At 69.0% G+C, this 19927-nt stretch carries 17 protein-coding genes; 10 read left to right on the forward strand and 7 right to left on the reverse strand.

Features of this window, described 5'->3' with window-relative positions; all coding sequences use genetic code 11:
• Positions 1 to 20 precede the first annotated feature (20 nt).
• On the forward strand, positions 21 to 599 hold the full coding sequence (grpE, locus tag ABIE19_RS17035) for a nucleotide exchange factor GrpE (RefSeq protein ID WP_376854431.1): 579 nt from the start codon (positions 21 to 23) through the stop codon (positions 597 to 599).
• 69 nt (positions 600 to 668) lie between these two features.
• Here grpE and ABIE19_RS17040 read toward each other — a convergent pair whose 3' ends face one another.
• Together ABIE19_RS17040 and ABIE19_RS17045 are read right to left on the reverse strand one after the other, a co-directional pair.
• Positions 669 to 1574 carry a dienelactone hydrolase family protein gene (locus tag ABIE19_RS17040; protein WP_354090444.1) on the reverse strand — a complete coding sequence of 302 codons (906 nt, stop codon included), beginning with the start codon at positions 1572 to 1574 and terminating at the stop codon, positions 669 to 671.
• A gap of 73 nt (positions 1575 to 1647) precedes the next feature.
• Positions 1648 to 2274, reverse strand: a complete 627-nt coding sequence (locus ABIE19_RS17045; RefSeq protein WP_435521158.1) for an alpha-ketoglutarate-dependent dioxygenase AlkB — start codon at positions 2272 to 2274, stop codon at positions 1648 to 1650.
• Between the two features lie 309 nt (positions 2275 to 2583).
• Here ABIE19_RS17045 and dnaK point away from each other — a divergent pair, with 309 nt between their 5' ends.
• The 4 genes from dnaK to ABIE19_RS17065 all read left to right on the forward strand — a co-directional run bounded on the left by dnaK (position 2584) and on the right by ABIE19_RS17065 (position 7537).
• The gene (gene dnaK / locus ABIE19_RS17050; RefSeq protein ID WP_354090445.1) at positions 2584 to 4494 is read left to right on the forward strand and encodes a molecular chaperone DnaK; all 1911 of its coding nucleotides are present in this window, start codon (positions 2584 to 2586) and stop codon (positions 4492 to 4494) included.
• Between the two features lie 171 nt (positions 4495 to 4665).
• Positions 4666 to 5871, forward strand: coding sequence for a molecular chaperone DnaJ (gene dnaJ, locus ABIE19_RS17055; RefSeq protein WP_354090446.1), 1206 nt, complete (start codon positions 4666 to 4668; stop codon positions 5869 to 5871).
• Positions 5868 to 6617 carry a 4-hydroxy-tetrahydrodipicolinate reductase gene (gene dapB / locus ABIE19_RS17060; RefSeq protein WP_354090447.1) on the forward strand — a complete coding sequence of 250 codons (750 nt, stop codon included), beginning with the start codon at positions 5868 to 5870 and terminating at the stop codon, positions 6615 to 6617. The genes dnaJ and dapB overlap by 4 nt, the downstream gene beginning before the upstream one ends.
• Positions 6618 to 6625: 8 nt before the next feature.
• Positions 6626 to 7537, forward strand: coding sequence for a DMT family transporter (locus ABIE19_RS17065; RefSeq protein WP_354090448.1), 912 nt, complete (start codon positions 6626 to 6628; stop codon positions 7535 to 7537).
• Positions 7538 to 7540: 3 nt separating this feature from the next.
• On the opposite strand, the gene ABIE19_RS17070 is transcribed toward ABIE19_RS17065, so the two are convergent.
• The 3 genes from ABIE19_RS17070 to coaBC all read right to left on the reverse strand — a co-directional run bounded on the left by ABIE19_RS17070 (position 7541) and on the right by coaBC (position 9692).
• Entirely contained in the window at positions 7541 to 7942 is a 402-nt protein-coding gene (locus ABIE19_RS17070) for a BLUF domain-containing protein (RefSeq protein ID WP_354090449.1), read from the reverse strand.
• A 61-nt stretch (positions 7943 to 8003) separates the two neighbouring features.
• Positions 8004 to 8453, reverse strand: a complete 450-nt coding sequence (dut, locus tag ABIE19_RS17075; protein WP_354090450.1) for a dUTP diphosphatase — start codon at positions 8451 to 8453, stop codon at positions 8004 to 8006.
• A gap of 15 nt (positions 8454 to 8468) precedes the next feature.
• The gene (gene coaBC, locus ABIE19_RS17080; RefSeq protein ID WP_354090451.1) at positions 8469 to 9692 is read right to left on the reverse strand and encodes a bifunctional phosphopantothenoylcysteine decarboxylase/phosphopantothenate--cysteine ligase CoaBC; all 1224 of its coding nucleotides are present in this window, start codon (positions 9690 to 9692) and stop codon (positions 8469 to 8471) included.
• A gap of 129 nt (positions 9693 to 9821) precedes the next feature.
• On the opposite strand from coaBC, the gene ABIE19_RS17085 reads away from it, so the two are divergent.
• A complete protein-coding gene (locus tag ABIE19_RS17085) occupies positions 9822 to 10331 on the forward strand; it encodes an S-type pyocin family protein (RefSeq protein ID WP_354090452.1) in 510 nt (169 codons plus the stop codon).
• An 87-nt stretch (positions 10332 to 10418) separates the two neighbouring features.
• Here the strand turns inward: ABIE19_RS17085 and ABIE19_RS17090 are convergent, their stop codons facing one another.
• Positions 10419 to 11282 carry a glutamate racemase gene (locus tag ABIE19_RS17090; protein ID WP_354090453.1) on the reverse strand — a complete coding sequence of 288 codons (864 nt, stop codon included), beginning with the start codon at positions 11280 to 11282 and terminating at the stop codon, positions 10419 to 10421.
• A 212-nt stretch (positions 11283 to 11494) separates the two neighbouring features.
• Here ABIE19_RS17090 and ABIE19_RS17095 point away from each other — a divergent pair, with 212 nt between their 5' ends.
• The gene (locus ABIE19_RS17095; RefSeq protein WP_354090454.1) at positions 11495 to 13594 is read left to right on the forward strand and encodes a M3 family metallopeptidase; all 2100 of its coding nucleotides are present in this window, start codon (positions 11495 to 11497) and stop codon (positions 13592 to 13594) included.
• 188 nt (positions 13595 to 13782) lie between these two features.
• On the forward strand, positions 13783 to 14748 hold the full coding sequence (locus ABIE19_RS17100) for a magnesium and cobalt transport protein CorA (RefSeq protein WP_354090455.1): 966 nt from the start codon (positions 13783 to 13785) through the stop codon (positions 14746 to 14748).
• Here ABIE19_RS17100 and ppc read toward each other — a convergent pair whose 3' ends face one another.
• Entirely contained in the window at positions 14749 to 17445 is a 2697-nt protein-coding gene (gene ppc, locus ABIE19_RS17105) for a phosphoenolpyruvate carboxylase (RefSeq protein ID WP_354090456.1), read from the reverse strand.
• 374 nt (positions 17446 to 17819) lie between these two features.
• On the opposite strand from ppc, the gene ffh reads away from it, so the two are divergent.
• Both ffh and rpsP read left to right on the forward strand, forming a co-directional pair.
• Positions 17820 to 19349, forward strand: coding sequence for a signal recognition particle protein (gene ffh, locus ABIE19_RS17110; RefSeq protein ID WP_354090457.1), 1530 nt, complete (start codon positions 17820 to 17822; stop codon positions 19347 to 19349).
• Between the two features lie 27 nt (positions 19350 to 19376).
• Positions 19377 to 19919: a 30S ribosomal protein S16 gene (rpsP, locus tag ABIE19_RS17115; RefSeq protein ID WP_354090458.1), complete on the forward strand. Its 543-nt coding sequence runs from the start codon at positions 19377 to 19379 to the stop codon at positions 19917 to 19919.
• Positions 19920 to 19927 lie beyond the last annotated feature (8 nt).

Consider the following 19927-nt stretch of genomic DNA (forward strand, 5'->3'; position numbering starts at 1 on the left):
GGGACCAACTCGAGCAGGACATGGGCGAGGCCGACTTCAACGCCGAAAGCGCCGAAGACGGCGACATGGCCGTGGTCGACGCCCTGATCGCCGAGCGCGACCAGTGGAAGGACCGCGCCCTGCGCGCCGTGGCCGACGCCGAGAACATCAAGCGCCGCGCCGAGACGCAACAGAACGACGCCCGCGCCTACGCCATCCAGCGCTTCGCCAAGGACCTGCTGAGCGTGGCCGACACCCTGGAACGCGGCCTGCAGTCCGCGCCCAAGGACGCCGAAGGTCCCGCCGCCGCTATGGTCACGGGCCTGGAGCTGACGCAGAAATCCCTGCTGTCGGCCTTCGAGGCCAACGGCCTGACGCGCGTCGATCCGGCGCCGGGCGACGCCTTCGACCCGCACCTGCATCAGGCCGTGATGGAACAGCCCTCGGACACGGTGCCGGGCGGCACGGTGATCCAGACCCTGCAACCGGGCTACGCCCTGTTCGGCCGCACCGTGCGCGCCGCCATGGTGGCGGTCGCCGCCAAGGGCTCCGGCCCGGCGGCCGGCGGCGCCTATTCGGAAGCCAATACGACCGGCGGGAATTTCGACGCCAAGGCGTGAGCGCTGCGCCCGTGAAACTGGAAAGGCCCGGAGCCGTTCGCTCCGGGCCTTTTTCATGTCCGACGGGGATCAGGCCTTCAGGCGCGCCTCGAACAGGGCCAGCAACCGCCGCCAGCCGTCCTTCGCATCCGCCTCGCGATAGCTGGCGCGATAGTCGGCGTGGAAGCCGTGCGGGGCGTCGTCGTAGACCACGATCTCGCTTCCGGCCGCGCCCTCCTGGGCCAGGGCCGCGCGCATGGCCTCGACGCTGGCCAGGGGGATGCCCGCATCCTGACCGCCGTAGAGTCCCAGGACGGGGGCCTTCAGCTCGGCGGCCAGATCGACCGGCCAGGGCCGGCCCGCCGTCTTCTGCTCCTCGGTCGCCGTGGCGGCGGGCGCCAGTCGGCCGTACCAGGCGACGCCGGCGTCGAGGGCGGGGAAGCGGGCGCAGGCCTGCCACACCACCTTGCCGCCCCAGCAGAAGCCGGTGATTCCGACCCGCTCCGACTGGGCCCAGGCCTGCGCGCCGATCCAGTCCAGGGTCGCGCCCACGTCGCCCATCACCTGTTCATAGCCGGCGGCGGCGACGATCCGCATGACGGCCTGCATGTCGCTGAGCGGCGCCGGGTCCTCGACGCGGACGAAGAAGGCGGGGGCGACGGCGGCGTATCCCGCCTTGGCCAGACGGCGGCAGACGTCGCGGATGTATTCGTGCACGCCGAAGATCTCGGACACGACGACGACCACGGGAAAGGGGCCTTGGCCCTCCGGCCGCGCCACATAGGCCGGCAGTTCGAAGCCGTCCGGGGCGGGATAGGAGACGACGGCGGTCGTCAGGCCCGCGCCGTCGGTCGTGACCGGCTGGGCCGACTGGCTCACGGCGGCGGGCGCGTAGGCGGCGAAGGCGACGCCGCCGAGAGCCGCGACCCCCAGGCTGCGGCGGCTGGGGGCGATCTGGTCGGCGCTCAGGCCCTCGGGCCGGGTGATCAGGGTCATCGCGGGTCTCCGTGCGGCTTCAGATATGAGGCGGCGACTGTGACCCGGCTTTGACGTCGCCGTCGAGTCCCGATCAGCGGGCGCGTCTGAGGGTCAGATTGATCCGTCCGCCGCCGGGCACCAACTGAGACGACCCCGCCAGCAGCCGGTCGATCCCGTGCCGCGCCAGCCGCGCCGGTCCCGTCAGGGCGCAGACGTCGCCCGAGGCCAGCTTCAGGCTCTGCGTCCGACCGCCCTCGGCCGCGCCGATGCGAAACACCGCCGTGTCGCCCAGGGACACCGACAGGACGGGCGCGGTCAGATCGGCCTCGTCCCGATCCTGATGCAGACCCATTTTCGCATCAAGGCGATAGAGGTTGACCAGGCAGGCGTCGGGCGGAACGGGCCAGCCGGTCAGGGCGTCCCACAGGTCGAGCAGGGCTTGCGGCATGGGCGGCCAGGCCTCGCCCGTGACCGGATGGGTCGGCTGGTAGCGATAGCCCGCCCGGTCCGAGACCCAGGCCAGCGGCCCCAGGCCCGTCATCTCCACCGAAAAGGGCCGCCCGCCCGGCGTCACGGGACGATAGAAGGGGGCCGTCCGCGCCGCCGCCAGCACCTGATCCAGCAGGACGGCCTGCGCCGCCGCATCCAGCGCGCCCGGCCACAGACGAAAGCCGGGCAGGCCGGTCGGGGTTTCGCGGGGCGAGGACATGCTCGCCATCTAAGACCCTTCTCCTGCCGGGAGAAGACGACACGTAGGGCCGGATGAGGCTTCTCGCCCTCTTCATCGCGGAAACGCCGCCGAATCCGCCCCGAACCGCACGAAACCCTTGCAGCCCCTGCGGTCTTTCCCATATCCGGGCCAGTCTGGAAGAAACCCCGCTTCGTTTGGGGCTTTCGACCGAAACCATTCAACCCGCCCGACCGGACGCACCGGAAAGGCTAAGCAAGCCCAACAGGGGGCGGTCACGCGCGGTGCTTCATCGAAGGCCGCCGCATCGCCCGCCGCAAGGAGTGAAAAGACAAGCTCATGGCCAAGATCATCGGCATCGACCTCGGCACCACCAACTCTTGCGTCGCCGTCATGGACGGCAAGAACCCCAAGGTCATCGAGAACGCCGAAGGCGCCCGCACCACCCCCTCGGTCGTGGCGATCCAGGACGGCGGCGAAGTGCTGGTGGGTCAGCCCGCCAAGCGTCAGGCCGTCACCAACCCCGCCAACACCTTCTTCGCGATCAAGCGCCTGATCGGCCGCAACTTCGACGATCCGGTGGTGGCCAAGGACAAGGGCATGGTGCCCTATGACATCGTCAAGGGCCCGAACGGCGACGCCTGGGTCCAGGCCCACGGCAAGGACTATTCCCCCCAGCAGGTTTCGGCCTTCACCCTGGGCAAGATGAAGGAGGCCGCCGAGGCCTACCTGGGCGAGACCGTGACCCAGGCCGTCATCACCGTCCCGGCCTATTTCAACGACGCCCAGCGTCAGGCGACCAAGGACGCCGGCAAGATCGCCGGCCTGGAAGTCCTGCGCATCATCAACGAGCCGACCGCGGCCGCCCTGGCCTACGGCCTTGAGAAGAACGACGGTCAGAAGATCGCCGTCTACGACCTGGGCGGCGGCACCTTCGACGTCTCGATCCTGGAGATCGGCGACGGCGTCTTCGAGGTGAAGTCGACCAACGGCGACACCTTCCTGGGCGGCGAGGACTTCGACCTGCGCCTGGTCGACTACCTGGCCGACGAGTTCAAGAAGGAGCAGGGCGTCGACCTGCGCCAGGACAAGCTGGCCCTGCAGCGCCTGAAAGAAGAGGCTGAAAAGGCCAAGAAGGAGCTGTCCTCGACGACCCAGTACGAGGTCAACCTGCCCTTCATCACCATGAACGCCTCGGGCCCGCTGCACCTGAACATCAAGCTGTCGCGCGCCAAGCTGGAAGCCCTGGTCGAGGACCTGGTCATCCGCACCATCGAGCCGTGCAAGAAGGCCCTGGCCGACGCCGGCCTGAAGGCTGCGGACATCGACGAGGTGGTCCTGGTCGGCGGCATGACCCGCATGCCCGCCGTGCAGGAAGCGGTGAAGAAGTTCTTCGGCAAGGAGCCGCACAAGGGCGTGAACCCTGACGAGGTCGTGGCCCTGGGCGCTGCCGTCCAGGCCGGCGTTCTGCAAGGCGACGTCAAGGACGTGCTGCTGCTGGACGTGACCCCGCTGACCCTGGGCATCGAAACCCTGGGCGGCGTCTTCACCCCGCTGATCGAACGCAACACCACCATCCCGACCAAGAAGAGCCAGGTCTTCTCGACGGCCGACGACAACCAGTCGGCCGTGACGATCCGGGTCTTCCAGGGCGAGCGCCCGATGGCCGCCGACAACAAGGTCCTGGGTCAGTTCGACCTGATGGGCATCCCGCCGGCGCCGCGCGGCATGCCGCAGATCGAGGTCGCCTTCGACATCGACGCCAACGGCATCGTCCACGTCACCGCCAAGGACAAGGCGACCAACAAGGAGCAGTCGATCCGCATCCAGGCCAACGGCGGCCTGTCGGACGCCGACATCGACAAGATGGTCAAGGAAGCCGAGGCCAATGCTGCGGCCGACAAGGCCCGCAAGGAACTGGTCGAGGCCCAGAACGGCGCCGACAGCCTGATCCACTCGACCGAGAAGGCCCTGTCGGAGCACGGCGACAAGATCGACGAGGCGACCAAGTCGACCATCCAGTCGGCCCTGGACGACCTGAAGTCGGCCAAGGACGGCACGGACCCGGAGGCTGTCCGCGAGAAGACCAACGCCCTGGCCCAGGCCTCGATGAAGCTGGGCGAGGCCATGTACGCCGCCCAGCAGGGCGCCGGTGAAGACGGCGCGTCGGAAGCTCCGGCCGACGACGGCGTGGTCGACGCCGAGTTCGAGGAAGTCTCCGACGCCGACGACGACAAGAAGAACGCGTAACCAGAGCGACGAACCTGGATCGGCCCCGCTTGCCAGACGGCAGGCGGGGCCGTTTCATAAAACTTGCATCATTCGACCGGGCGCCCATGTCAGCCTGGTCATTCGCGAACGGACGACCTTCGGCCAACGACAGGCGGCGCTCGCGGCGGGAAGTAAGAGGACGAACGCCTGATGGCGCAGCGTGACTATTACGAGATTCTGGGGGTCGAACGGACCATCGACGCGCCGGGCCTGAAGGCGGCCTATCGCAAGCTGGCCATGATCCATCACCCGGACCGCAACGGCGGCTCCGAGGAATCCCTTGCCCAGTTCAAGGAAATCTCCGAGGCCTACACCGTCCTGTCGGACGATCAGAAGCGCGCGGCCTATGACCGGTTCGGTCATGCGGGCGTGAACGGCGGCGCCGGCGGCGGCGACCCGTTCGGACGCGGCGGCGCCGGCTTCCACGACATCAACGACATCTTCTCCCAGGTCTTCGGCGACGCCTTCGGGGACGCCTTCGGCGGCCGCGGCGGTCGTCAGCAGCAGGGCGGCCCGCGTCGCGGCTCTGACCTGCGCTACGACCTCGAGATCAGCCTGGAGCAGGCCTACAAGGGCTCCGAGGTCGAGATCGCCGTCCCCACCACCATGACCTGCGAGGTCTGCGACGGTTCGGGCGCCAAGGCGGGGACCAAGCCGACCATCTGCTCCACCTGCGGCGGCGCCGGCCGCGTGCGCCAGGCCAACGGCTTCTTCCAGGTCGAGCGCACCTGCCCCCGTTGCAGCGGCTCGGGCGAGATGATCTCCGATCCCTGCCCCAACTGCCGGGGCCACGGCCAGGTCCGCAAGACCCGCAACCTCAGCCTCAAGGTGCCGGCGGGCGTCGACGACGGCTCGCGCATCCGCCTGTCGGGCGAGGGCGAGGCCGGTCAGCGCGGCGGGCCGCGCGGCGATCTCTACGTCTTCCTGTCGGTCAAGCCGCACGAGCTGTTCGAGCGCGACAACCTCGATCTTCTCGTCACCGTGCCGGTGCCGATGACGGTGGCGGCCCTGGGCGGGATCGTCGACGCCCCCTGCCTGATCTCCGACGCCTGCGACGGCAAGTGCAAGGCCGCGGTCGATGTGCCGGCCGGCGCCCAGACCGGCAAGACAGTCCGCATCAAGGGCAAGGGCATGCCCCATCTGAACGGCCGCCAGCGCGGCGACCTGGTGGTCGAACTCTTCGTCGAAACCCCCACCGACCTGACCGCGCGTCAGAAGGAACTGATGCAGGAGCTTGCGGCCTCGTTCGGAGAAAGCCAGAGTCCGCGCAACTCCAGCTTCGCGGGCAAGGCCAGGCGTTTCTGGGCCGACATCCTGGGCGGCGACGCCGATAATTCGAAAGAAACCGCTGCGTGAGCGACATCTTCCACGCCGGAATCTCCGGCGCCCGGGGCCGCATGGGCCGCGCCGTCTCCCAGGTTCTGGACGCCCGCGAGGACGTCGTGGTCGCCTCCCGCTTCGACCGGGGCGAGGCTCCCGGCCTGAACCTGTGCGACGTGATCATCGACTTCTCGACGCCCGAGGCCTCGGTTGAACTGGCCAAGGCCTGCGCCGCGCGGGGCGGACCGGCCCTGGTCATCGGCTCCACCGGCCTGACGCCCGAACAGGAGGCCGAGATCGAGACGGCGGCCGAGAAGATCGCCATCGTCCGCAGCGGCAACTTCTCCCTGGGCCTCAACATCCTGATCGGCCTGGTCGAACACGCGGCCCAGCGGCTGGACGGCCGCGACTGGGACATCGAGGTGCTGGAAACCCATCACCGGCGCAAGGTGGACGCCCCCTCGGGCACCGCCCTGATGCTGGGCGAGGCCGCCGCCAACGGCCGGGGCCGCGACCTCGAGGATCTCAGGACCGCCCCCTATGACGGCATCACCGGCCCGCGCGAGCCGGGCAAGATCGGCTTCGCCTCCCTGCGCGCCGGCGGCGTCATCGGCGAACATACGGTGCTGTTCGGCTCGGACGACGAACTGCTGACCCTGTCGCATTCGGCCATCGACCGTTCCCTGTTCGCCAAGGGCGCCGTGGCCGCCGCCGCCTGGGTGCGCAACCGCCGCCCCGGCCTCTACGACATGCAGGACGTGCTCGGCTTCCGTCAGGCCTGACCCGGCGGATGCGCCGTCACGGAACAGGCTACGGCATGGCGTTGCGGGCGGCCGCGGCGCTCAGCTTCTCCCTGATGTACGCCCTGATGAAATGGGCGGCGACGCTGGAGCCGGTCTCGGCCGGCGAGATGGTCTTCTACCGCTCGATCTTCGGCCTGCCGGTGGTGCTGATGTGGGTGCTGAGCCTCAAGGGCGGCCTGGCCTCGATCTCGACCCGGCGGCCCCTGGTTCATCTCTGGCGCTGCGCCCTGGGGGTGACGGGCATCCTGCTGATCTTCCAGGGCCTGCGCCTGCTGCCCCTGGCCGACGCCACCACCATCGGCTTCACCGCGCCCATCTTCGCCACCCTGCTGTCCATCGTCTTCCTCAGGGAGAAGGTGGGGCGCCATCGCTGGACGGCGGTCATCCTCGGCTTCCTCGGGGTCCTGGTGGTCCTGCGGCCGGGGATGGAGGGCGCGCCGCCGCTGGGCGGCCTGCTCTTCGCGCTCGGCGGGGCCTTCGTGGCGGCCTCCGTCACCGTCACCCTGCGCCAGCTGGGCAAGACGGAGAAGGCCACGGCCATCGTCTTCTGGTTCTTCATCGCCTGCGCGACCGTCGGCGGCGTCCTGGCCCTGATCGACGGCCACAGCCACAGCTGGCCTGTGCTGGCCGTCCTGGCGGCCGGCGGGCTGGCGGGCGGGCTGGCGCAACTTCTGATGACCACCTCGCTGCAGCACGCCCCGGTCTCCGCCCTGGCGCCGTTCGACTATCTGCAGATGGTCGGGGCCGTGGTCCTGGGCTGGCTGCTGCTCAGCGACGCACCGACGGCGGCGACCCTGGCCGGCGCCGCCCTGATCGCCGGCAGCGGCCTCTACACCGCCTGGCGCGAGCAGGTCCTGAAGCGCGAGATCACCCCGCCGTCGCCCAACCCCTCCGTCTGAAGCCTAGGCCGCGTGCGCCGCGCCCAAGGCTTCGCGCCAGGAGCCGATGTCGGTCGAGCGCTGGGCGATCAGGCGATCCAGGTCGCCCGTCGCCAGATGGTCCGGCCGGGGCGCGGTCATGCCCCAGGCCGGAAAGGCGCGCTGCGCGATCCGCTCCCGCGCCAGGACGACGATATCCTCATGCCGCGCATCGAAATGCAGGTGCAGCATCAGGATATCCAGTTCCGTGGGGCTGCCTTCCAGCAGCTGGACGAAGACGTCGCCCCTCAGGGTCAGGGCGCCGGTGATGCCGACCCGGGCGTTGCGGACGGTCGAGACGTGGACGATGTCGGCGATCTGCTCGACGGCCTGCGTGTCGCCCAACCGGGCGCGGCTGCAGTAGACGAGCTGGTCCAGGCTATTCATGTCTCTACGCTAGGTTGAATCCCGGCAGTTCGTAAAGCGCCGTTTTTCAAAACGCGGTTCGTCAGCGTCCCGTCGAGCCGAAGCCGCCTGCCCCCCGCGCGGTCTCGTCCAGGGCCTCGACCTCGGCCATGACGGCCTGGGCGTAGGGCGCAATCACCATCTGGGCGATGCGCTCGCCGCGCTTGATCTCGAAGGCGATCTGGCCGTGGTTGATCAGGATGACCCCGACCTCGCCGCGATAGTCGCTGTCGATCGTGCCGGGCGAATTCAGGCAGGTGACGCCGTGCTTCAGCGCCAGGCCCGAGCGGGGCCGCACCTGGGCCTCATAGCCCGGCTCCAGGGCGATCTTCAGGCCGGTCGGGATCAGCTTGCGTTCGCCGGGCGCCAGGATGACCGGCTCCAGTTCCGGCAGGGCGGCGCGCAGGTCCATCCCCGCCGACCCCGTGGTCTCATAGGCGGGCAGGGCCAGGCCCTCGGCGTGGGGCAGGCGTTCGACGCGGACGGTGGTCATGGGGCTTGTCTTCTCTCAGGCCTTGAAGTGATCGGCGATGCGCAGGGCGAGCTTCCTCGCCACATCGGTCTTGGACTGGCGCGGCCAGGGCTCGGCGCCGTCCCGGGTGAACAGGGTCACGGCGTTGCCGTCCGAGCCGAAGACCTCGCTCGAGACGTCGTTGCCGACAATCCAGTCGCAGCCCTTTCGCGACAGCTTGGCGCGGGCGTTGGCCTCCAGGTCGCTGGTCTCGGCGGCGAAACCGACCACCAGCTTCGGCCGCTTCGCCCCGGGCGCGGAGACGGCGGCCAGGATGTCGGGGTTCTCGATCAGGGCCAGGGACGGCGGGCCGCCGGGCTTCTTCTTGATCTTGCCGGAGGCGACGCCGTCCACGCGCCAGTCGGCGACGGCGGCGCTCATCACGGCGATGTCTGCGGGCAGATGGGCCTCGACGGCGGCCTTCATCTCGACGGCGGCCTCGACCCAGACCCGGGTCACGCCCACGGGCGCGTCCAGGGCGACGGGGCCGGAAATCAGGGTCACCCCGGCGCCCAGTTCGGCCAGGGCGGCGGCGACGGCGTAGCCCTGCTTGCCGCTGGACCGGTTGGTCAGGCCGCGCACAGGGTCGATCGGTTCAAAGGTCGGCCCCGCCGTGACGACGACCTTGCGGCCCGCCAGCGGACGCCCGTCCGGCCCGGCCAGCAGGCGGGAGATGGCCTCCAGGATGACGGCCGGCTCGGCCATGCGGCCGGGGCCGAACTCGCCGCAGGCCATCTCGCCGTCGTCGGGACCGACCACGGCCGCGCCGTGGAAGCCGTCGAAGCTCTTCAGCCGCTCGACATTGGCCTGAACCGCAGGGTGCAGCCACATGCGCACGTTCATGGCCGGCGCCAGCAGCACCTTCTTGTCCGTGGCCAGAAGCGTGGTCGAGGCCAGGTCGTCGGCCATGCCGTTGGCGGCCTTGGCGATCAGCCCCGCCGTCGCCGGCGCCACGACCACCAGGTCGGCCCATCGCGACAGCTCGATATGGCCCATGGCCGTTTCGTCTTCCGGCATGAACAGGTCCTGCCGCACCGGATGGCCGGTCAGAGCGGCCAGGGACATGGGGGTGACGAACTCGGCCCCGGCCGAGGTCAGCAGGCTCATCACCTCGGCGCCCGCCTTCTTCAGCAGACGCGTCAGTTCCAGCGCCTTGTAGGCGGCGATGCCGCCGCCGACGATCAACAGGATCTTGCGGCCGGTCAGGGTGGATGCGCTCATTCCAAACCTCTAGCCCCGCCGCGTGACGCCGTCGAGACGGAGCGATCCGAACAAAAATGTGAATAGGAACATTACAAGAACATTCAAAATATGCGTAACTGCGTTTTGCGTGATTTCGGGGAGGGGCTCATGCGCTTGCAATGGACGACGGCCGGGGTCGTCGCGGCCTTCATTCTGGCGGGATGCGACAGCGGCGGTTCGGCGGTGGAGACGCGGGATCGGCCGGCGGCCGAGCCGGTCGCCCTGATCTCGGCTGCGGCTCCGGAGGGGGGCCAGGCGGAAACCGCGCCCGAGGCCAAGCCGCCGGTGACGGCCAATCGTCGTGAAACCGCCGACGCCAAGGTCCAGCGTCTGTACGAACGCAACGGCGCGGCCTTCGGCGCCCGGTCCGCGGACGACTATCTGGACAAGGTGCGGGCCTTCACCCAGGCCACGCCGAAGGGGACCGAGACGGTCAAGCGGCCGAACGGCGACACCCTCTATTATCAGGCCTCGACCAACACCTTCGCCGTGGTCGACCGCAACGGCGTGCCGCGCACCATGTTCAAGCCGGACGACGGCCCGGCCTACTGGGCGGAACAGAAGGAACGGGCGCCGACCTTCGGCCGACAGCGTCCGGACGCGCGTCCGGCGGAATAGGCGTCGCTCCATCGGGGCCTATTGCACGCATTGCACTGTTTTTTCCTTTGCACGGTGCAATGAGCGCAAGGAAGGGCGCGGCGGACCTCAGGCGGCGTCGAAGGTCAGCGGCGCGCCCCAGAAGCGGGCGATCAGCTCGGACTGCGGGCCGGGCGTTCCCGTGGTCAGGAAGTCGCGACGGCCGGACGACCCCAGGTCGTATTCCGGATGGCGCTCGAAATAGCGTTCCAGCGAGTCGGCCACGGCGGCCGGCTGGCTGATCACCTGGACGCCGGGGGGCAGGGCGGCGGCGAACAGGTCGGCGACGATCTCATAATGGGTGCAGCCCAGGATGGCCTTGTCCGGGTGACGGCCGATGCGACGGCGCAGGGCGTCGACGTGGTCGTCGACCACCACCTTCAGCTCCTCGGCCGGGGCGCCAAGCTCGATCAGGCCGGCCAGGCCGGGGCAGGGCTCGGTGAAGACGGCCAGGTCCTCGCGGCGCTTGTCGATCTCGATCTCATAGACCCGGCTCATGGCCGTGGCGGCGGTGCAGAAGACGCCGGTGACGTCGATCGCCTGCTTCTTCTCGCCTTCCAGCCGCCCGTCGCGCTCGGCCTCATAGGACCAGGGCAGGCCGGTCGCCGCCTCGATGGTCGGGACGATGATGCCCAGGACGTTGACCGGACGGCCCAGCTTCTCGCGCATGCCCGGGATCCAGGTCTGCTGCAGGCGGCGCAGGGCGATGGCCGAGGCCGTGTTGCAGGCCAGGACCACGACCGAGGCGCCGGCCTCGAACAGGCGCTCGCACCCCGCGCGGGTCAGCTCGACGATGTCCTCGCCGCCGCGTCCGCCATAGGGGGCGTGGGCCTGGTCGCCCAGATAGATGAAGTCCCGCGTCGGAAAGCGGGTCGTGAGTTCGCGGTGGACCGTCAGGCCCCCCACGCCGGAGTCGAAAACGCCTATCGCCATGTCGCCGCCTTTAGCCTCCTGGGGTTCCGTCGTCCAATGCTTAGGATTACATCGGCTTCATGTGACGGCCCCGCCATTCGGTCCTAGGGTCGCGCGAACACGATAAATAAGGTTGGGAGACCTGGATGCACAGACGTCATCTTCTCATCGGGGGCGCGAGCCTCGTCGCCCTCTCGGGCTACGCCGCTTCCGGCGCCGCCATGGAGTCCGGAATGACCGCTTCCGCCGTCGCCCTGTCCACCGCCGACGAGGCCCGCATCGCCCGCGCCGTCCTGCCGGCCGCGACGCCGCGCGCCGAGCTGCTGCAGCCCTGGACCGGCCCCTATGAAGGCGTGCCCCCGTGGGACAAGGTGACGGCGCCCAAGATGCGTCAGGCCGTGATGGAAGGCATCGAGCTGCAACGCGCCGACATCGCCGCGATCGCGAACAACGCCGAGGCCCCGACCTTCGCCAACACCCTGGTGGCGATGGAGCTGGTCGGCGAGCCGCTGGACCGCGCTATCAACATCTTCAGCGTCATGACCTCCAACATCGGCGGCGACGACTGGGACGCCCTGGAGACCGAGCTGTCGCCGATCCTCTCGGCCGCCGGCGACGAGATCACCTTCAACGAGAAGCTGTTCCAGCGCATTAAGGCCGTGGCCGACGGCGCCGACGCGGCGGGCCTGAACGCCCAGCAGAAGCGTCTGGCCGAGCGCAGCCGCGACAGCTTCATCCGCAACGGCGCCGCCCTGAACGCCGCCGGCAAGGCCGAGCTGGGCCGCATCAACACCGAGCTGTCGAACGCCTTCACCGGCTTCGGCCAGAAGGTGGTGGCCGATGAGAACACCTGGACCGTCATCGCGAACGAGGCCGGCCTGAAGGGCCTGCCGGAGTCGAACAAGGCCGCCGCCGCCGCCGCTGCGCGCACGCGCAACGTCCAGGGTTGGGCCATCGTCAACACCCGCTCCAGCGTCGATCCCTTCCTGACCTTCGCCGACGACCGCGCCCTGCGCGAGCAGGTCTGGAAGAAGTTCGTCAAGCGCGGCGACAACGGCGACGCCAACGACACCAAGTCGACCATCGCCCGCATCGTCGCCCTGCGTCAGCAGCGCGCCCGCCTGCTGGGCTTCGCCAACCACGCCGAATGGCGCATGCAGGACACCATGGCCAAGACCCCGGCCGCGGCCATGGACCTGATGCAGCGCGTCTGGGCCCCGGCCAAGGCCCGCGTCGCCGAGGAGGTCGCCGACATGAAGGCGATCGCCGGCTTCGACATCGAGCCCTGGGACTACCTCTACTTCGCCGAGAAGGTCCGCAAGGCCAAGTACGACCTCGACCAGAACGAGCTGAAGCCCTACTTCGAGCTCCACGCCGTTCGCGCGGCCTCCTTCTACATGGCCGAGCGCCTGTACGGCTTCGTCTTCAAGCCACTGCCCAAGGGAACCGTCTCGACCTTCGAGCCGGACGTGACCACCTATGAGGTGACGGACAAGGCCACCGGCAAGCTGATCGGCCTCTACTACGCCGACGACTTCGCCCGTCCGGGCAAGCGTTCGGGCGCCTGGATGACCACCTATCGGTCCTTCTCGACCCTGACGGGTTCGAAGCCGATCCTGGCCTCGAACAACAACAACTTCGTCAAGGCGGCCGACGGCCAGCCCCTGCTGATCTCGCTGGACGACGCCGAGACCCTGTTCCACGAGTTCGGCCACGCCCTGCACTACTTCTCGTCGGTGGTGACCTATCCGTCGTTCGGCAACACGCCGCGCGACTTCGTGGAATATCCGTCGCAGGTGCACGAGCACTGGGTGCTGAGCCGCCCCATCCTCGACGGCTACATGAAGCACGTCGAGACCAAGCAGCCGATGCCGCAGGCGCTGGTGGACAAGATCGAGGCTTCCTCGACCTTCAACCAGGGCTACGCCACCGTCAGCTACCTGTCCTCGGCCCTGGTCGACATGGACCTGCACACCCAGGCCACGCCGCCGACCGACATCGCGGCCTTCGAAAAGGCCTCGCTGGACCGTCTGGGCATGCCCAAGGAGATCGTGATGCGGCACCGCCTGCCGCAGTTCAACCACCTCTTCACCTCGGACGCCTACTCGGCCGGCTACTACTCCTACCTCTGGTCGGAAGTGATGGACGCCGACACCTGGGCCTACTTCGAGGAGTCGGGCGACGTCTTCAACCCGGACATCGGCGGCCGCTTCAAGTCGATCATCCTGGCGCCCGGCAACACCACGGACCGCGGCGACGCCTATCGCCAGTTCCGCGGCCGCAACCCGGACGTAAAGGCCCTGCTGAAGGTGCGCGGTTTCCCGACTTCCTAAGGGGCCTATCGGCCTTCGGCCTGCTTGAGGCCCGTTAGGCGCTGAATATGGAGAGGCCTGGTGGAGCGATCCATCGGGCCTTTTCTATTTCGGCCGGGGTGGCGTAAGCCTTGGCTGTGTCATAGGCCGCGTCGGGTCGAGAAGGCGGAGCCTTCTGACCGCGGCCCAACAGGAATGAGGTTCCCTGCATGAGCGTCGTCGCCTCCTACGTCTACAAGGACGGCCAGCGGGTGCGCGAGGCGCCCCTGACGGAACAGGGGCTGGCCCTGGCCAGGGGCGAGTATCTGTGGATCGGCCTGCACGAGCCGACGGACGAGGAGACCGACATCCTCGTGCGGCGCTTCCGCCTGCATCCCCTGGCGATCGAGGACGCCATGACGGCGCACCAGATCCCCAAGCTGGAGGTCTACGGCTCCGAGCTCTTCATCGTCGCCCGCACCGCCCAGGGGCAGGGCGACCATATCGTCTACGGCGAGACCCACATCTTCGTCGGCTCCAACTATGTCGTCACCATCCGCCACGGCTCGGCGCGCGGCCACACCCAGTTGCGGGCGCAGCTGGAGGCCTCGCCCCAGCAGCTGAAGCACGGCCCGGACTTCATCCTCCACGGCGTCCTGGACTTCATCGTCGACGGCTACATCCCCATCATCGACGCCATCGAGGACAAGGTGCTGGAGATGGAGCAGGTCGCCCTGGACAGCTTCCTGTCCCGCGACGACATCACCCGCCTCTTCCTCCTGCGGCGGGAACTGCTGAAGTTCAGCCGCATCCTGGGGCCGATGGAGGAGGTCTCGGCCAAGCTGCAGTCGCTGGACCTGCCCTGCATCGACCGCGAGGTCCGTCCCTATTTCCGCGACGTGGCCGACCATGTGCGTCGCGTGGCCAGCCGCGCGGGCGTGCTGCGCGACATCCTGGCCTCGGTGTTCGAGGCCTCCAACCTGCTGGAGCAACAGCGCCAGGGCGTCATCACCCGCAAGCTGGCGGCCTGGGCCGCCATCCTGGCCACGCCGACGGCGGTGACGGGCATCTACGGCATGAATTTCGACCACATGCCGGAACTGCGCTGGACCCACGGCTACCCGGCGGTCATGGCCCTGATCGTGGTCATCTGCCTCGCTCTCTACATCAGCTTCAAGCGCTCGAAGTGGCTGTGATCAGCCGCTGTTCCTGAGGCCCGCCGCCACGCCGTTGATGGCCAGAAGGATGCCGTTGCGGACCCGGGGATCGTCGTCCCCGGCGCGGCGGCGGCGGATCAGTTCGATCTGCACATGGTTCAGCGGCTCGACATAGGGCATGCGCTGGCGGATCAGCCGGTCCAGCTCGGGCTGACCGCCCAGCAGGGCGTCGTGGCCGGTGATCGACAGGACGGCGGCGACCGTCCGGTCCCACTCCTCACGGATCGCGCCATAGATGCGCTCGGCCAGGGCGGGGTCGGGGACCAGTCCGGCGTAGCGGCGGGCGATGGCCATGTCGGCCTTGGCCATGACCATCTCCATGTTCTGGACCACGGTGCGGAAGAAGGGCCAGGCGGCGGCCATGTCGCGCAGCTCGTCCGGGTCCTCGCCCTGGACCGCAGAGCCGAAGCCGAACCAGCCGGGCAGCATGACCCGCGACTGCGACCAGCTGAACACCCAGGGGATGGCGCGCAGGTCCTCGATGGCGGTCGAGGTCGAACGGCTGGCCGGACGCGAGCCGATCTTCAGGTCGGCGATCTCGGCTATGGGGGTGGCGGCGCGGAAATAGTCGACGAAGCCCGGCGTCTCATAGACCAGGGCGCGATAGGCTTTCATCGAGGCGGCCGACAGGCGGGCCGCCGCCGTCCCGTGCTCGGCGCTGTAGCCCGTGTCGGTCTGCGGCCCCAGCGAGGCGAGGAGCGTCCCGCAGGTCAAGGCGTCCAGGTTCCTCTGCGCCACCTCGGGCTCGCCGTACTTGTTGGCGATGACCTCGCCCTGTTCGGTGACGCGGATGCGCCCGGCCACCGTCCCTGCCGGCTGGCCCAGCACGGCGGAGAAGCTTGAGCCGCCGCCGCGCCCCACGGCGCCGCCGCGACCGTGGAACAGCTGCAGCCGGACCCCCGCCGCGCGAGTGACGTCCAGCAGGGCGCGCGAGGCCTCGTGCAATTCCCAGCCCGAGGTCAGGTAGGAGCCGTCCTTGTTGCTGTCGGAATAGCCGATCATGACCTCCTGCACCCCGCGCGCGGTCGCCACGGCGCGGGCCGAGGGCTCGGCCAGGACGCGTTCCAGCGTCGGCTGCGAGGCGCGCAGGTCCTCGATGGTCTCGAACAGGGGCGCGGCCTGGATGGGGCAGGCCGCGGGATCGGCCGGATCATAGAGGCCGACTTCCTTCAGCAGCAGATAGACCTCCAGCATGTCCGAGGCCGCGTCCGTCTTGGACACGATGTGGGTGCGGATGGCCTGAGGGCCGAAGGCGGCGAGGGCGGCCGCCGCCGCCTGCAGGATGGCGCGTTCCTTCAGCGTCTCGGGCGTGTAATCCGCATAGGGCGAAAACAACGGGCGCGGCCCCGCCAGTTCACGCGCCAGCAGGGTCAGACGCGCCTCCTCGTCCAGGGCGACGTAGTCGGGACAGACGCCCGCCACCTTCAGCAGGTCGGCCACGACCCGCTCATGCACGTCCGAGTTCTGGCGCAGGTCCAGGGTCGCCATGTGGAAGCCGAAGACGTCGGCCGCCGTGATCAGCCGCGCCAGCCGGTCGTCGGCGAAGACGGCGCCGTGGGTGCAGACCAAGCTGTCGTGCAGCACCGCCAGCTCGGCGCGGAAGGCCTCGGGGCCGCCATAGACCGGGGCCTCGAACGAGGCCGGCAGCGGCGCTGGGCCGCCGGTCAGGGCCAGGCAGGTCGCCGACAGCCGGGCGTAGATGCGGCTCAGCGCCCGGCGATAGGGCTCGTCCGCACGCTGGATCGAGGCGTCGGCCGAGCTCTGGGCCAGGGCCGCCAGTTCGGGCGTGACGGCGGTCAGGTCTGCGGACAGGCTGAGCTCCTCGCCCAGGGCGTTCACCTCCTCCAGATAGAAGCGCAGCACGGCGCGCGACTGGGTGCGGAAGGCGGCGCTCAGAACCTCGGCGTCGACATTGGGGTTGCCGTCGCGGTCGCCGCCGACCCAGGTGCCGATGCGCAGGAAGGGCGGCAGGTCCGGCGCGTCCAGCAGGGCGCGCCACTCGGCCAGCTGGGCCGGGGCGACGTGCAGGAAGATGCGCTGCAGCCAGTCGGTGACGGTGTTGATCTCATCCTGCACCACCAGGCCCGTGGCCCGGGTCAGGCGCGTGGCCCACAGGATGACGATCTGCCGGCGCAGGGCCGCCTTCAGCGTCTCTGGCGAACAGGCGATCCCGTCGCGGTCGCAGCCGTCCAGCAGGGCGCCGACGGCGGCGATGCGGTCGATCACGCTCTTGCGCCGCACCTCGGACGGGTGGGCGGTCAGAACCGGAGAGATCAGGGCCTCCGACAGCAGGTCGCGCACGGCCGCCCGGTCCACGCCCGCCGCTTCCAGCCGCTTCAGCGCGCCCTCGGGCGTGTCGGCCCGCTCGCCGGCCTCGGCCTGATCCCGTGCGCGGCGCTTGCCCGCCCGGTCCTCGGCGACATTGGCCAGCAGGGAGAAGGCGGCGAAGCCGTGGGTCAGGCCGACGGCCTGGTCCAGCGACAGGTCCTTCAGCAGGGCCTCCAGCTCCGACGCTCCGTGCGAAGCCGGGTCGCGGTGATAGGCCACGGAGGCCTGCCGCACGGCCTCGATCCGGTCATAGAGATCCTGGCCCCCTTCGTCGCGGATCACCTCGCCCAGCAAGGCGCCGAGCAGGCGCACCTCCTCGCGCAGTCGGTCGTCGGCGGCCTGGATCATCGTATTGTCCTTCAGCGGGGAGGCTGGAAGCGGCACCGTATCAGCGGAATCCGAACCGCCTAGTCCCCATGGTCAACGCCGAAACCCTTTGTGTGGTTTTCAGGCGAGCGGTGCAGAGTCGACATTTGCTCGCGGATGCTCCATAAGCCCCGGCTTCCGGCGCAATTGAACCTGCGCCTCCTCCTGCACGACAGCTTTCTTGGTTGTGCTACCGCGCCGAGCGCTACTTGAGCACAGCCCATTCGGGCTCAAGTAGGCCGACCGGCCGATAGCCCAACAAAGAAAGGACGAGGCAGGCGAGGACCCTCTGCCGACGTGATCGTCGCCAGAGGCCGTTTCTCTATGGGGCAGGGTTCGCGCATGAAAGGTTTTGAATGTTCGAGGCTCTGAACGAGCGGCTGACAGGCGTCTTCGACCGGATCACCGGCCGCGGCGCCCTGTCCGAAAAGGATGTCGAGGAAGCGCTGCGCGAAGTCCGCGTCGCCCTGCTCGAGGCCGACGTCGCCCTGCCTGTGGTCAAGGACTTCATCAGCCGCGCCAAGGAACAGGCGACCGGCGAAGAGGTCATCCGTTCGGTCAAGCCGGCCGATCAGGTGGTCAAGATCGTCTATGACGGCCTGGTCGAGATGCTGGGCGGCGAAGAGCCGGTTCCGCTGAACACCAACGCCACGCCGCCCGCCGTCGTCCTGATGGCCGGCCTGCAGGGCTCGGGCAAGACGACCACCTCGGCCAAGCTGGCGCTGCGCCTGACGAAGTTCGACCGCAAGAAGGTCATGCTTGCGTCCCTCGATACGCGTCGTCCGGCGGCCATGGAACAGCTGGCGACCCTGGGCAAGCAGATCGAGGTCTCGACCCTGCCCATCGTGGCGGGCGAGAGCGCGGTCCAGATCACGCGCCGCGCCCTGCAATCGGCCAAGCTCCAGGGCTTCGACGTCCTGATCCTTGACACCGCCGGCCGCATCACGCTGGACGAAGCGCTGATGAACGAGGTGGCCGAGGTCGCCGACATCGCCAAGCCGGTCGAGACCCTGCTGGTCGCCGACAGCCTGACGGGTCAGGACGCGGTGCGCACCGCCGCCGCCTTCCATGAGCGCCTGCCGCTGACCGGCCTGGTGCTGACCCGCGCCGACGGCGACGGCCGCGGCGGCGCCATGCTGTCGATGCGCGCCGTCACCGGCCTGCCGATCAAGTATCTGGGCGCCGGCGAAAAGGTCGACGCCCTGGACGTCTTCGACGCCCGCCGCGTCGCCGGCCGCATCCTGGGCCAGGGGGACATCGTCGCCCTGGTCGAAAAGGCCGCGACCGAGTTGGACCAGGCCAAGGCCGAGAAGATGGCCCGCAAGCTGGCCAAGGGTCAGTTCGATCTGGACGACCTGGCCGGTCAGCTGGGCCAGATGAAGAAGATGGGCGGGCTTCAGGGCATCATGGGCATGCTGCCCGGCGTGGCCAAGCTGAAGGCCCAGATGGCCGACAACAACGTCAACGACAGGATGATCGACCGCCAGTTGGCCGTCATCTCCTCGATGACGAAGGCCGAGCGCAAGAAGCCCGACCTGCTGAACGCCAGCCGCAAGAAGCGCGTCGCCGCCGGCGCCGGCGTTGAGGTTCAGGACATCAACCGCCTGCTGAAACAGCACCGGCAGATGGCCGACATGGTCAAGTCCCTGTCCAAGGGCGGCGGCAAGAACCTGCAGAAGATGGCGGCCATGATGGGCGGAATGCCCGGTATGGGCGGAATGGGAGGGGGCGCCGACATGGCCCGCCTCAAGGCCCTGGGCGGCGGCAAGATGCCGGAACCCAGCGCCGACGAAATGAAAGCCATTCAGGACCGCCTGGCCGGCCTGGGCGGCGGACAACTTCCGGGAGGCCTTCCGGGCCTGCCGGGCTTCCCGAAAAAGAACTGATTTAGACTTCCTAGAAAGAGACTGAAAATGCTGAAGATTCGTCTGGCCCGCGGTGGCGCCAAGAAGCGTCCCTACTACTACATCGTCGTTGCTGACTCGCACGCTCCGCGCGACGGCAAGTTCATCGAGCGCGTCGGCACCTACAACCCGATGCTGCCCAAGGACGGCGCCCAACCGCGCGTCGCCCTGAAGGCCGACCGCGTCGCCGAGTGGCTGGGCAAGGGCGCTCAGCCGACCGACCGCGTCGCGCGCTTCATCAGCCAGTCGCAAGACGAAGTCCTGGCCGGCAAGGTCGCCTGGACCCAGTCGAACAACCCGAACAAGGGCACGCCGGGCAAGAAGGCCCAGGAACGCGCCGCCGAGCGCGCCCAGCGCGAAGCCGACCGTCTGGAAGCCGAAGCCGCCGCCAAGGTCGAGGCTGCTGAAGCCGCCGCCCGCGCCAAGGAAGAAGCCGCCGCCGCCGCTGAAGCCGCCAAGAACGCTCCGGCTGCTGAAGAAGCTCCGGCCGAAGCCGCTGCTGAAGAGGCTCCGGCCGCTGAAACCGCCGCTGAAGAAAACGCCGAGGGTTAAGCCCTTCG

It is taken from the genome of Brevundimonas faecalis, from assembly GCF_040549405.1.
Classification (GTDB): Bacteria; Pseudomonadota; Alphaproteobacteria; order Caulobacterales; family Caulobacteraceae; genus Brevundimonas; species Brevundimonas faecalis.

Excerpts from the sequence above, each read along its gene's own strand:
- grpE (WP_376854431.1), top strand. The coding sequence starts at position 21 with ATGGGCGAGGCCGACTTCAACGCCGAAAGCGCCGAAGACGGCGACATG.
- ABIE19_RS17040 (WP_354090444.1), bottom strand. The coding sequence starts at position 1,574 with ATGACCCTGATCACCCGGCCCGAGGGCCTGAGCGCCGACCAGATCGCC.
- ABIE19_RS17045 (WP_435521158.1), bottom strand. The coding sequence starts at position 2,274 with ATGGCGAGCATGTCCTCGCCCCGCGAAACCCCGACCGGCCTGCCCGGC.
- dnaK (WP_354090445.1), top strand. The coding sequence starts at position 2,584 with ATGGCCAAGATCATCGGCATCGACCTCGGCACCACCAACTCTTGCGTC.
- dnaJ (WP_354090446.1), top strand. The coding sequence starts at position 4,666 with ATGGCGCAGCGTGACTATTACGAGATTCTGGGGGTCGAACGGACCATC.
- ABIE19_RS17065 (WP_354090448.1), top strand. The coding sequence starts at position 6,626 with ATGCGCCGTCACGGAACAGGCTACGGCATGGCGTTGCGGGCGGCCGCG.
- ABIE19_RS17070 (WP_354090449.1), bottom strand. The coding sequence starts at position 7,942 with ATGAATAGCCTGGACCAGCTCGTCTACTGCAGCCGCGCCCGGTTGGGC.
- dut (WP_354090450.1), bottom strand. The coding sequence starts at position 8,453 with ATGACCACCGTCCGCGTCGAACGCCTGCCCCACGCCGAGGGCCTGGCC.
- coaBC (WP_354090451.1), bottom strand. The coding sequence starts at position 9,692 with ATGAGCGCATCCACCCTGACCGGCCGCAAGATCCTGTTGATCGTCGGC.
- ABIE19_RS17085 (WP_354090452.1), top strand. The coding sequence starts at position 9,822 with ATGCGCTTGCAATGGACGACGGCCGGGGTCGTCGCGGCCTTCATTCTG.
- ABIE19_RS17090 (WP_354090453.1), bottom strand. The coding sequence starts at position 11,282 with ATGGCGATAGGCGTTTTCGACTCCGGCGTGGGGGGCCTGACGGTCCAC.
- ABIE19_RS17095 (WP_354090454.1), top strand. The coding sequence starts at position 11,495 with ATGACCGCTTCCGCCGTCGCCCTGTCCACCGCCGACGAGGCCCGCATC.
- ABIE19_RS17100 (WP_354090455.1), top strand. The coding sequence starts at position 13,783 with ATGAGCGTCGTCGCCTCCTACGTCTACAAGGACGGCCAGCGGGTGCGC.
- ppc (WP_354090456.1), bottom strand. The coding sequence starts at position 17,445 with ATGATCCAGGCCGCCGACGACCGACTGCGCGAGGAGGTGCGCCTGCTC.
- ffh (WP_354090457.1), top strand. The coding sequence starts at position 17,820 with ATGTTCGAGGCTCTGAACGAGCGGCTGACAGGCGTCTTCGACCGGATC.
- rpsP (WP_354090458.1), top strand. The coding sequence starts at position 19,377 with ATGCTGAAGATTCGTCTGGCCCGCGGTGGCGCCAAGAAGCGTCCCTAC.